Source organism: Thetidibacter halocola, from assembly GCF_018224955.1.
GTDB classification, from domain to species: Bacteria; Pseudomonadota; Alphaproteobacteria; order Rhodobacterales; family Rhodobacteraceae; genus Thetidibacter; species Thetidibacter halocola.
On the sequence record NZ_JAGTUU010000004.1, the window covers coordinates 281,382 to 295,307 of the forward strand.

Here is a 13,926-nt window from a genome sequence, read left to right on the forward strand (position 1 = left end):
ATAGTCGAGGATCACACGGTCATGGCCGAACCCGGTCGAGAACAGGTAAAGGTCGTCGCCCGACCCGCCTTCCAGCTCATCATGGCCCGCGCCGCCATCCAGCGTGTCGTTGCCCGAAGATCCATACAGCGCGTCCGACCCGGCGAAGCCGCGCAGCAGCTGGTCGCCCGCGCGGCCGCCGACATAGTCATCCAGCGCCGAGCCGTCGACCGTCACCTGGCCCGAGCTTGCATAGACATCCAGCCCGCGACGCCCGGTCGTGTCGGCCATCGTCAGAAGGTCGTCGAAACTCCAGGTGGCATCGGCCAGTTGAACCTCGGCCACGGAGTAGTAGTCGAAGACGATGCGCCCCTCGCCACCGGCGGCCAGCGAGATCTGAGGATAGTAGTAGTAATCGTAGTCAACGATCACATCCGCCGCGTTCAGCGACAGCAGGTCCAGCACGTCGAACTCGGCGGGATCGACATAGCTTTGTTCGGCGATCCAGACGCGGTCGAACGCACCGGTCACTTGATACAGGTCGTCGCCCTGCTGGCCGTCGAGGCTGTCGCGCCCGGAGCCCGCGATCAGCGTGTCGTCGCCCCAGCCGCCTTCGAGCGTGTCATTGCCGCCCAGCCCTTCCAGCAGGTCATCCCCACCAAGGCCCAGCAGCCAGTCGTCATTCGCGCTGCCGGTCAGCGTGTCGGCGACCGCGTCACCGATCAGCGCGGCGCGCGGCAGCGGCATGGCCATGGCGATCAGGTCGTCCAGCGTCAGCGTGGTGCCGTCACCGAGGAATCGCACCTCGTCCACGGACCCACCCGCCGGGCCACCCTCGCCGCCGATGCCCGGCAAGGAGAACTGCACGAAATCCTCGACCCCGGCAAAGGTCAGCAGCATCCGGTAATCGGAATCGTCCGTGTAGACGAGGAAATCGCCCGACGAGAGCGACGCGTCGAACTCCACGACGTTCAGGGGCGTGACTTCCTCGCCATAGTCGCCGTCGACGATCGTGTCCTGGCCAAAGCCCGCGCCGAAGCGGTAAATGTCGCTGCCGTCCCGGCCCGACAGATAGTCGTCGCCCGGGCCGCCGGTGAAGTCGTCGTTGCCCGCGCGGCCATAAAGCTCGTCATTGCCAAGGCCACCCGACATCGTGTCGTCGCCATCCAGCCCGTCGAACCAGTCATCGCCATCAGTGCCGGTGAACACGTCGTCGATGGCACCGTTGGGCGCATCGATGACGAGGCCGCCCGCGTTGAACGGCGTCGCAGCCGCGCGCAGATCGGCTGCCGTCCAGACCGTACCATCGTCGAAACGAACCTCGTCGATGCCGCCGCTGGCAGGCGCCGTTTCGTTGCCGCCAATGATGGTCAGCCGGTCGTCGCTGCCCGCGAGGCGCAACACGATGTCGCCGCCGGATACTTCGGTGCTTTCGACGATCACGTCGGCAGGGTCGATGCCCGCCTCGAAGAGGATTGCGTCGAAATTGCCCGACCCGTCGCCGTCATTGGCGCCCGCGTCGTCGATCGTGTCGCGGCCAAAGCCGGCGGCAAAGCGGTAGATGTCGCTCCCGCCGCCGCCCGACAGGCTGTCACTGCCCGAACCGCCGGTCAGGGTCTCGGCATCGCCACCGCCCAGCAGCGTGTCGTTGCCCGCCTCGCCCAGCATGCGGCTGCCGGTCACCAACCCTTGCAGCAGGTCGTCGCCCGGGCCACCTTGCAGGATGTTTGTCGCCGGGTTGCCCTGAACCTCGACCCCGCCCAACCCCGGCCAGGGCTGCGCCGCGGCCAGCATGTCGGCATGGGTCCAGGTGACGCCATCGCCGGCGAATGTGACTGTCTCGACCCGCTTGTTGCCGCCCGCAATGGTGCCCGCGAGGCGCAGCAGGTCGTCGCTGCCGTCGATGCCGATCAGCAGGTCGTTGCCGTCGATATAGACGGTCACATCCGTCGAAGACACCGTGCCATCGAAGGCGACCACGTCGTTGCCGGAGGTATTGGACCAGCCGCTGTCCTCGTCGATCAGGTCGCGACCAAAACCGAGCGAGAAATTGTAGACATCGTCGCGCTGACCGCCGATCAGCAGGTCGTCGCCCGCTCCGCCGGTCAGCGTGTCGGCGTCGTTGCCGCCAGACAGCGTGTCGTTGCCCGCGCCGCCTTCGAGCACGTCGAGCCCCGCATCGCCTCGCAGGCTGTCGAACCCGTCGCCGCCGGTCAGCGTGTCGTTGCCGTTGTTGCCGCTCAGCGTGTCGTCGCCAGCGCCGCCATCGATGGAATCGGCGGTCAGGTTGCCACCGTTCAGCGTGTCGTCGCCATCGGTCCCGGCAAGGGCCAGTGCCAGCAGCTCACCATGTGTTATGCTGCGACCATCGTCAAAAAGCAGCGTTTCGACCACGTAATCGGCGTTGCTGAGCGCGCTCTGGATGCGGATCCGGTCCTCGGTGCCGGTGAATCCGACCACCAGGTCGAAACCCTCGATCCGCACATGCAGGTCGTCCAGGTCGATGCCCGGACCAAAGGCGATCACGTCGGCGCCAGACTGGTTCGACCAGCCCGCATCCGACAGGATGTCCTGACCGAACCCGGCCTCGAACAGGTAGGTGTCGTTCTGGTTGCCGCCGCGCAGGAAGTCGTTGCCCGTGCCGCCGGTCAGCGTGTCGCTGGCATCGAAGCCGTAAAGGCTGTCATTGCCGCCGCCGCCATCCATGTTTTCGGCAAGGTTGCTGCCGCTGAGCAACTGGTCGGCATCGGACGGGATCCAAGCCATGGCGACCAGGTCGGCATGGGTCAGGGTCCGGCCGTCATCGAAGAGCAGCGTCTCGATCCGGTAATCGGAGCCGGTCACGCCGTTCTCGATCACGATCCGGTCGTCGCTGTTCGCGAAGGTCAGGATCAGGTCCGTGGTGGTCGCCTCGACCCGCAGGTCTTCCAGCGCGATGCCGGGGCCGAATTCGATCACGTCGGCACCCGACTGGTTCGACCAGCCGGCGTCGGAAACGATGTCGCGGCCGAACCCTGCCTCGAACCGGTAGGTGTCGTTCTGGTTGCCGCCGCGCAGGAAGTCGTTGCCAGTACCGCCGGTCAGCGTGTCGTCGGCATCCTTGCCGTAAAGGCTGTCATTGCCTGCACCGCCATCCATGACGTCGGCGTTGTAGCCGCCCTCGATCAGCTGGTCGGCCTCCGACGACGCCCAGGCCAGCGCCAGCAGGTCGGCATGGCTGAAGCTGGTGCCATCGTCGAACAACCACGTCTCGATCCGGTAGTCGGCATTGTTCACCGTGTTCTGGATGACGATCCGGTCCTCGCTGCCACGGAAGGTCACGATCAGGTCGGTCTCCGTGGCGCGCACCATCATCTCCGCCGGGTCGATCCCAGGCCCGAACGAAATCACGTCAGCGCCCGACTGGTTCGACCATCCATCATCCGAAACGATGTCCTGCCCGAACCCCGCATCGAACCGGTAGGTGTCGTTCTGGTTGCCACCCCGGAGGAAGTCGTTGCCGGTGCCGCCGGTCAGAGTGTCGTTGCCGTCGAGCGTATACAGGCTGTCATTGCCCGCGCCGCCATCGAAGGCATTCGGGTCGTAGCTGCCGTCGAACCGCTGGTCGGTATCGTCGCCGACAAAGGCCAGCGCCATCAGGTCAGCATGGCTGAAGCTGGTGCCATCGTCGAAGGTGACGGTTTCGATGCGGTAGTTTGCGGCGGTCAGGGTCCGGTCCAGCACGATCCGGTCGGTGCTGCCCGCGAAGGACAGGATCAGGTTCGTGCCACTGGCCGTCACGATCAGGTCGGCCGGGTCGATACCCGGGCCGAAGCTGATCACATCGGCCGTCGATCCCGAGGCCGTGCCGTTGTCCGACACCGTGTCCTGCCCGAAGCCCGGGTTGAAAACATAGGTGTCGTTGTTGTTGTTGCCTTGCAGCAGGTCGCGGCCCTCGGCGCCCTCCAGCGTGTCGTTGCCAGCCGCGCCCGTGATCGTGTCGTCGCCCCAGCTGCCCGCGAGGCTTTCGGCGGCGCTGGTGCCGGCGACGGTTTGCGGCTCGGCGGTGGCAAAGGGGGCGCCGGCGAAATTGCCCGAGGTCAGGTCGCCCGTGACGGTATCCGTCAGCCGGATCAGCCGCCGCGCGGCATCGAGGTCATGCACGCCCGCATCGACGAAATAGACATAGGTGTCGGCGCCTTCCTGCCGCGCCACGACCTCTCCCACAAGGCCAGCGGCCAGGCGGATGTCCAGCTGGTCGCCCAGGTCGCCGGTCTCGAACCCGGTGATCGTGGTCAGGGCGGCGAAATCGTCCAGTTCCGGCACGAAGAAGTCGAACAGGTCCACCACGCCCGGCTGCGCCTCGAGTGTGCGGGGCTGGTTGGTGGTGCCGGTGCCGCCCCCGGTGCCGCCGCCCCCGCCCGAGGAACCCCCGGTGCCGCCATTGGGATGCACGAAAAGCGGATCGAAGAAGGGCACGAAATCCGGCGTGCTGGGGTCGAGAAGTCGCTGCGCGGCATCTTCGTCCACCAGAGTGGCGGTCACTTCGGCAGCGGTCAGACTGCTGCCTTCGTCGAAGGTGAAAGTGTCGATCGCGGGCGTGGACCAGGCGAACTGGTTGCGGATCAGCACGCGATCCTCGGTTCCGACAAAGCGCAGCAGCAGGTCGTTGCCCTGCCGCACCGCCACCATGTCGGCCTGCGCCAGACCCGCGCCCAGTTGCAGCGAGTCGTCCGAGTAGAACCAGTTTCCAGCCTCGACGATCTCGGTCCGGCCATCGCCCGCCTCGACCTCGTAGGTCGTGTCGCCACGCCCGCCGGCAAGCGTATCGTCGCCCGCCCCGCCCGAGAGGGTCACCGTCAGGTCGGCCACGGTTCCCAGGTCGATATCGTCGTCGCCGGCCGTGCCCGTGCCCGCCCGCGACAGGATCTCGGCCAGGTCCCAAGTGGTGCCGTTGGCAAAGACGATTTCCTCGATCCGCCCGTCGCGCCCGGCATTGCCGAACATGTCGCGGATGGTGATGCGGTCCTCTGTACCCGCGATGCCAAGCACCATGTCGGTCGGCCCGACCGACAGGAACACGATGTCCGAGGGCAGGATTCCCGCCTCGAACCGGATGCGGTCCACCACGCCATCGGCCAGAAGTTCGACGTCCGCGACGGTGTCCTGCCCGTCGCCAAGGCCGAAGAAATAGGTGTCGCCGCCGCTGTGCCCCCGCAGCAGATCGTTGCCCTGCTCGCCATGCATCACGTCCGCGCCGCGCCCAGTTTCCAGCGTGTCGTTGCCGTCGCGGCCGAAGACATCTGTGCCCGGCTCGGGCGAGGCCGGCTCGCGCGAGGGGATCACCACGTGGTCGTCGCCATCCGTCGCGGGGATCGAGCGGGACACGGTGGCGATGGATTGCGTCCGGCCGTCGAAATAGCGCAGCGTTCCGACGATGGCGTCGGGGTCGCCGGCGGGATCGACCAGCGTCAGCCGGTCGTCGCCACCCGCGATCATCAGCACGAGATTGCCCTCGGCGTCGCGTTTGGCGGTCACGTCCTCCAGCGCGATGGTGCTGCCGAATTCGATCACGCCGAAGCCGTCCGCCGCGCCGGAGGTCTCGATCCGGTCCTGGCCGTCGCCGCGCTCGAACGTGTAGACGTCGCGTCCCCGCCCGTCGATGATCCGGTCGTTGCCGAAGCCGGGGCGATAGATCTCTTCGCCCGGCGTGCCGCGCAGCAGGTCGTCGGTATCGGACCCCACCGCGTTCACCTGGTCGAGCAGCGTATCGCGCGTCCATTCCGTGCCGTCGCTGAACACCACGAGGTCGACGGCGGCGTTGCGAATGATGATCGCGTCGTCCGAGCCGAAAAAGGTCAGGATCAGGTCGTCGCGTCCGGCAGCAAGGCGTTCGACCCGCATCTCGCCCGGTGCGTAACCCGTCACGTCAAGCCGGTCGAAGCCCTGTTCGTCCTCGATCACATCCTGGCCGTCGCCGCGCCAGAAGCGATAGGTGTCGTCGCCGCGCCCACCGCGCACTGCGTCATCGCCCGCGCCCGCCTGCAGCAGGTCAGCCCGGTCGCTGCCGCGCATCGTGTCGTCGCCGCCGCTCGCCTGTGCGCTGATCGACGCCTGCACAAGCTCGGCCGCGCCCCAGGTCACGCCGTTGGTGAACTGCACGCGCGGCACAGCACCCGTGCCCAGCGCACCGGCAATCACGATCTGGTCGCCGGTCGAGGGGAAGGTCAGGATCAGGTCGCGGCCGAACCCGTCGGCAAAGCGCACGTCGGCCTGGTTGCTGGCGAAATCGGCGATCACCAGCGTGGCGTTGACCACGCGCGAGCCCATCTCGACCCGGTCGATGCCGTCGCCCGAGTGGAAGACCACGACGCTGCCCTCGGACAGGATCACGCGGTCATGGCCTGCGCCCGGCTCCAGCGGCGTGCCGGTGCCGAAATCGGAGGTGTCGAGCACGTCCTGCGAGCCGTTCGACTGGCCGTCGCGGATCAGTGCGCGCACCTCGGCGATGCTCAGTTCCGTGCCGTCCTCGAAGGCAAAGACCTCGACCGGGTTCTGGCGATAACCGCCGATCACCGCGATCCGCTCGTCGGTCGCGGCCAGGCGGATCAGCAGGTCGTTGCCGATCTTCTCGAAGGTCACGCGCTCGGGCGTGACGCCGGCGCCGAATTCCAGCCGGTCGATGCCCGACGTATCGAAGATGCTGTTGCTGCCCTGGCCGTAGCCGAACAGGTAGGTGTCGTTGCCCGCGCCGCCCTCGAGCGCGTCCGACCCGCCGCCGCCGATGATGGTGTCATCGCGGTTGTCGAGACCGACCAGTTGCTCGTTCGCCGCCGTGCCGGTCAGCATCGCGTCGATGATCTCGTCGATGGTCAGGATGCTGGCATCGGCAAAGCGGAACTGCTCGACCCGCGTGTCGCCCAACCCGCCCACGATGGTCAGCACGTCCGACCCGTTGCCGAGGTCGATCACCAGGTCCAGCCCGTTGCGCGTGATCCGCAGCGCGTCGCGCTTGACCGAGGCGCCGAACTGCACGAGGTCGATCACACCCGGCGCGTCGGGCCTTTCGATGATCCGGTCGAAATCGTAATCGGCGCTGAAGGCATAGGTGTCGGCGCCCGTGCCGCCGATCAGCGTGTCGTCGCCCTGCCGCCCGTCCAGCACGTTGGCGCCGGTCGGGTTGCCCTCGATCACGTTGTCGCCGCGGTTGCCGCCCTCGATGGCCAGCTGTTCCTCGACATCCGAGATCGACATGAAACCGCCGTCGAAGAATTCGAACCGTTCCACGCCGTTGTCGAGGTCGAGGAACTGGTTGCGGATGCGCAGCGTGTCGGTGCGGTCGGCGACCGAGATCACCAGATCGTCGCCGTCCTTGGCAAAGATGACGTTGGCCTGCGTGATGTCCGCGCCGAACTTCACCACGTCGTCCTTGGGCACGATGATGCCCTTGCGGTCCTGCCACGCGGCCCGGACGCGGGTGTCGATGATCAGGTCCTGGCCGTAGCCCACGTCGAACAGGTAGGTGTCGCCGCCATCGCCGCCGATGATCGTGTCGTTGCCGCCGCGCGAATCCAGCGTCTCGGCAAAGTTTGAGCCGGTGATGGTTTCCGAGGCATTGGTGCCGACAAGGTCGATGTCCTCGGGGTTGAAGTCGAAGTAGTCGAGTGTCCGGTCCGCGAACTGGAAGAACTCGACCGCGTTGCGCTGCTGGCCCTCGCGGACATACTGGTTTTCCAGCACGATCCGGTCGGTCGTGCCGCGGATCGTCATGATCAGGTCAAGCGCCGTTCGCGAAAAATCGACGTCGGTGGAATTCAGCCCGACGAACTCGATCTTGTCTGTGCCGGCGCTGTCGAGAACCGTGTCCGAGCCGTATCCGGCTGCGAAGACGTAGGTATCCCCGGAACTGAACCCTTCCATCCGGTCGTCGCCAAGCCCGCCGTCGATCCGGTCGGCGATGGTTTCCCAGCCATAGATCGTGTCGTCGCCATCGGTCTTGGCGATGTCGATGTAATGCTGAAGCAGCTTGAGGTGGTTCCAGACGGTGCCGTCGCCGAACTCGATCTCTTCGATCAGGTTGATGTAGCCGACCAGCAGGATCTCTTCGAGGTAGTCGGTCAGGACGACCTCATCGGTCGTGTCCTTGACACGCAGGCGGATCGTGTCGCTGCTGCCGTCACGCAGGAAATCGAAGTCGGTCCAGCGCAGGTCGTCGACGAATTGCAGCTTGTCGTCCTTCGGTCCGAACAGGGCCGAGGCAAAATCGTTGTCGAGGATGACGTCGCTGCCGTAGTTGCGGCCGTAGATGTAGGTATCGAAGCCCGAGCGCCCGGTGAGGAAGTCGTCGCCCGCCCCACCGTCCAGCGTGTTGTCGTTCAACATGCCATAGATGGCGTCGTCGAACTCGGTCTTGGCGTTGGCGATGACCCGCTCGACGATGTCGGTGTAATCGAGGGCCGAGCCCTTTTCGAAGATGATCTTCTCGATCAGGTTCGGCGCGATGTAGTCCAGCCCGTCATCGGCCCCGATCGCCTCGGAAAACGCACCAAGGTTCAGCCGCACGCCGCCGAACTGGCCCACCAGCTCGACGCTGTCGCCTGTCGGGTTGCCGGCCTCGTCCAGGATGGTGATCAGCAGGTTTTCCGATGCGCCGTCGCGGGTCAGCCGCACGGTGTTCTCGGTGATGTCGCCGCGGAAGGTCAGGAAATCGAGCCCCGCCTGAACAGGGCCGAACGAGAAATTCCCAAGGTCGTCGATGACGTCGTGACCGTCGCCGACGCGGAAGATGTAGTTGTCGCCCCCCGCGCCGCCGCTTAGATAGTCGTTGCCCAGCCCCCCGAACAGCACGTCGCCCGAGCCCGAGCCGTAATAGGCGTCAGCCTCGACCAGTGCGGCGCGGTCGAAGTCCACCACCTCGAAGGCCAGGCGCCCGCGGTTCCACACCACGCTGTCGGCAAAGATGATTTCTTCGACCCCGGTCTCGGTCCGCTTGCCGCTGGACAACAGCATGTTCTGTTCGCCCAGGAACTGGTCGGTGACGCGGATATGGTTGGCGCCGCCGTTGTAGAACAGGATCAGGTCCTGCCCGTCGCGCACCGCGTCCACCTCGTCCGAGCGCAGGTGAGCAAAGCGCAGCTGGTCGTGATCGCCCAGGTCGCGGTCATAGATCGTGTCGTCGCCGGCGTTCTGGCCGACGAAATAGACGTCGATCTGCACATTGTCGTCGAACTGATCCGCGTCGGCCTCGTAGCTGCCGATGACCTCCTGGTTGCCTTCGGTCAGATAGAAGAAATTGACGTTGTCATAGTCGCCGCGCACCTCGGTCTGCTCGGGCGTGTGCATTATGATGCGGCGCTCGTCGATGGTCAGCGCGTTGGCGATGGCGGCGACATCCAGATCCAGCCCCACGGTCTCCTGCGCGGCGATCAGCATCTGCATGATGTAGGGCTGGTCGACGCCCACCTCGGGGTCGAAGAACAGCTGCGGGTCGTTCGGCTGGAAGTCCGGGAAGACCTGGGCGAGGATGATCGCCCAGTCCTGCAGGTAGTCATAGACCGCATCGTCCACGTTGCTGGTGGGTGCGCCCTCGAAGATCGCGGTGAACATGGGCGCAAGGCCCAGGTCGGTCGTCGGACGATACTTGTCCGAGGCCAGGTCGTATTCCAGCCCGCGCGAGAAGTCCGAGAGGCCGTCCTGCAGCGCCAGCCGCACGGCCATCCGGCTGCTGACCATGATGTATTGCTGGATCGACAGGCCGACGAGGTCGATCATCGGCTTGATGACGGACTCGTATTCCTCGGTCGAGGTGGTGTAGCTACCGCCTTCGACCACCTTGTAGTCGATCAGTCCCGTCGAATTGTCGAGCGTCGCGGTCAGCATCTCCTTGCGGAAATCGACGCCGGCGAGGCTGGTCGCGAAATGGAACTGGCCCGGCGTCATCAGCTCGACGCGATAGGTGCTGTCGATGCTGGAGTTGACCTCGTCCAGCGTGTCGAAATCGACGGCATAGTTGCGCAGCGCGAACTCGCGCGAGTCGCCGGTCTTGAACTGCAATTCCAGCGCCCGGTCGAGATTGCGCGCCCAGACATAGAAGGTGCCGTCCTGGTCCGTGACCTCGACGGTGTAATCGACGGGGATGCCGTCGGTGATGCGCACGCCGATCGCCTCGACCGGAACCGAGGCGAGATCGTTGAAGCCGATGTCCTCGACGCGCCATTCCTGGCCGGGATCGCGCGACAGGGCGAGGATGTCCGCCACCGTGGGCTGCGCGATGGTCGCGCCACCGGTGTCGGTGATCTCGCGGCCCGAGGCCAGGCGCCAGCTGCCGTCGGGGTTCTGGATGCCGTAATCGTCGATCACCGCGCGGCCATCGACGATCCGCATGAGATAGGGTGCGCTCTCGCGGAACTGCACCGCTTCGCCGCGCGTCGCGGGCGACCATGCCTGTTCCAGTTGCCACGCCTGATCGGTGGCGGTCGTCATGGCCAGCAGGTCTTCGAGCGTCGGCCGGTCAATGGGCGCACCGCCCGCGTCTGTGACCGGGGCGCCGCTGTGCAGGGTCCAGTAACCGCCGGTGCCGTCCTCGACATAGATGCCGTAATCGGCCAGCGTCACGACCCCGTCGCCATCGGTTTCCAGCAGCACGGGGACCAGTTCCCGCGTGGTTTCCATCGTCTGGCCCCAATAGGTCAGGACGGGGCCGATCTGGGCGCGCAACTGATGGAAATCGGGCGTGGTCATCGCCGCCGCGGCGTCGGCGACGATCTGGCCCATCGCGATGTCGTTCGCCATCGCCACGTTCAGGTCGGTCATCGAGCCATAGCCGCGGCTTTCGATGGCAAGGTCCTGCTGCCAGGCGGCGCGGCCCGCCTCGCCAGCATACTGGGTCAGCGCCTCGGAGGTCTCGAAGATCACCTCGAACATGCGCCGGATCGTGCCGTCGGCGAATTCCACTTCGCCCGACGACAGCAGGTCCGCACCCTGCGGCGTCCGGATGTCCAGCGGATCGTTTGCCAGGTCCAGCGCCACGATGCCCAGCGCATCGAGCGAGAACAGCTCGCCTGCGTCGGTGTAGCCGTCGGAATCCAGATCGCGCCAGATCTGCAGCTCGGCCCAGATCGCGTCGCCCGCCGTGATCCGGCCATCGCCGTCGCCGCCCTGCGCCGCCTCGTCGAAGGGCGCCAGATCGGCGAACCCGCCGCCGCCCCGCGCGCCGAACATCTCGGTCACGTTGTCGATGCGGTCGTTGCCGTTCACGTCGCGGACGAGGAAACCGTCATCGGGGCCGACCCAGCCCATGCGTTCCGCGAACAGGTCGTTGTCCACGTCGAAATAGACGCGCGAATAGTCGATCGACAGCGTCTCCACCCCGTCGCCGTCCAGGTCGATCACCAGCGGGTCGTCGCCCTCGGCCCAGCGCGTGTTCTTGGACAGGCGGATCGCCGAGCCCGCCATCCAGGCCGCGCCGTCGGCCATGGTCCAGTATTCCCAGACGCGAAACAGCATGCCGACGCCGGGCAGCGCCTTGATCAACTCGCCCGCCAGCCCGTCCGCCGCCGCCATCAGCACCGAGAAGGCGCTGGGGAAATTGAAAAGCATCCCGAAATCGCCGGTATCGTTGACGGCCGAGGCGGCAAGGCTCATGAAGCCGCCGGCATCGTTCACCGGATCCCAGTCACCGGCGGAGAACTCGAAATCCTTGGTGGCGAAGGTGAACTGCGGGACGTTTTGTGCGCCCTTGAAACGGACGGTCTCCTGCCCGGGGATCAGGTTCAACTCGTCGACGACATCGACGCCCGTCGCCAGCTTGAACAGCAGGTCGAACGTGTTGACGACCCGCAGCGTGGTGTCGGGCGCGTTGCCCTCGATGATGTAGAAGATGTTGGGCAGGAAGGTATCGGCCGAGGTGCGCAGCAGCCCGCCCACCTGCTTGAGTTGCAGGATGGCCTGGAACGACATGACGTTGGTCAGCAGACCCGTGACCGAGTTCAGTGCGCTCAGCCCCGGCACAGCCTTCATTGCCCAACTGGACGAGGTCATACCCGCGTCGCCCCCCGTCAGCGGGATGCCATAGAAGGTCAGAACGTCGTCGCGCTGCGGGTCGAAGATCGTCGTGTCGGGTGCGAACCAGAAGAGGTCTGCGTTTTCCGGGCTGTCCGCGACCTTGCTGACCGTTCCGTCCGGGTTGATGACCTGGCCGGTGGGCGTGTCGCCATAGATCTTGCCGCCCGGCGTGGTGTTGATAATGACGTCGCGGCCTAGGCCGCCCGCGGTGATCACACCCTCGCCCTCGATGGCGACCACGATGTCGTCATCCTCGCCGCCGTCCAGCAGCAGTTCGCCCCCGGTCGGGGCCTGCGCGACGAACAGCAGGTCGCGCCCGCCAAGCCCCAGGATTTCGCCCGAGCCGGAATGCGTGCCCTCGTCCTTGTCGGTCATCCAGAACCGGTCGTCGGCCTCGGTCAGGGTGACGTTGTCGACGCCGGTGAACTTGACCTGGTCGTCCGGTGTCGCGTCGTCCTCTTCCTGCAGGAAGCGCGACAGCATGATGGTCTGGATCAGGCCGATCCAGTCCTTGTAGTACAGGTTGGTATCGAAATACTTCTGCGTCAGGAACGGGTCGGCCAGCTGCACATAGCCGTCGCGATAGAACACGCCCTCGGACGTGAAGAGCGAGTGGATGTCCTGGTCAAAGTCGATCTCGTCATCGTCGCCCTCGCCCAGGTGAATGGTGATCTGCTCGTCGAAATACTGGCCGAACTGTTCCGTCCGGATTTCGAAATACTCGGTCTTGTCCTCGAAAAAGACGTCTTCGATCTCGAACAGGTAGGCTTCGATTTCGCTGCCATCCGAGACGGTCGGCTCGATCAGCAGTTGAACGTCGAACTGATCGGCGGTCGAGAACTCGATGCCGGGCAGGTCGGGGCCGATGGTGATCGTGTAGGGATCGCTCAGCGTGGCCAGCCGGTAGTCGACCGTATCCTCGCCCGGCCCCCCGCGCACAGTGTCGCTGCCGGGGCTGGGGATGACCAGATCGTCGCCCGGCCCGCTGTCGATGCTGTCGTCGCCGGGCCCAGGATCGATGATGTCGTCGCCAAGGCCGCCGATGATCGTGTCGTCACCCTCTTCGGCATCGACCGTGTCGTCGCCCTCGCCCGCGTCGATGGAGTCGGCGCCAGGACCCGAGATGACGCTGTCGCCGCCGGCCTGCGCGTTGATCGTGTCGTCGTCTTCAAGCCCGATGATCACATCGATGAAGGGCGTGCCCTCGATGCTGTCCGGGCCCGGCGTGCCCTCGATGACGGTGTCGAACACGTTCCGCAGCAGGATCGTGTCGGCGCCGGTGGGCAGGGCCAGCAGCCCCTCCGGGAAAAGCCCCGTGAGGATCAGGGTGGAGTCCGTGCTGCCATCGCCGTTGGCGTCGATGTCGACCCGCGTATCGGTGCCTTGCTGCGTGACCGTCAGGTTCGCGGTGAAGAAGCGGGCACCCAGCACGAGGATGCGGTCCTCGGGGGCGAAACCGTCGATCGTGTCGTTCTGGAGATCGGCCAGCGTGCCTACATACTCGTCCGCGCCCGCGCCGCCGAACAGGTAGTCGGCCCCGGCCCCACCCCCGATAGTGTCGTCGCCGTCGCCCGCATCGATACTGTCGTCGCCACCCTGCGCGAGGATCCGGTCGGCCCCGGCAAAGGCGGTGATGGTGTCATCCTCGTCTGTGCCGAAGATCGAGTCCGCACCAGACGTGCCGTTGATATCCATCACATGTCCCCCCTGCCGTGACCCGGCCCGTGGCCAGTCCAGACGGCCCTTTTGCCGGCATCGTCACGGCTCCGCAGACCGAACTGGGGCACTCCGCTGCCCTCGAACGGGAGCACGATAGCCCAGGCCCTGACGGGCTGCTGTCGATCCGGGACCAATATCTTCACCGGCCAAACCCTTTTGTCGGAATGCGAGCCCCACCGGCATCGG

At 65.9% G+C, this 13,926-nt stretch carries 1 protein-coding gene (cut by a window edge); it reads right to left on the reverse strand.

The window, feature by feature from the left end; genetic code table 11:
- A protein-coding gene (locus KB874_RS23155; RefSeq protein ID WP_283054479.1) for a tandem-95 repeat protein crosses the window boundary here: on the reverse strand, positions 1-13,716 show its 5' portion. Its footprint begins 16,485 nt before the window's first position; 13,716 of the gene's 30,201 nt are visible here — the first part of the coding sequence; its start codon is at positions 13,714-13,716; its stop codon lies off the left edge, out of view.
- Positions 13,717-13,926: the final 210 nt, after the last annotated feature.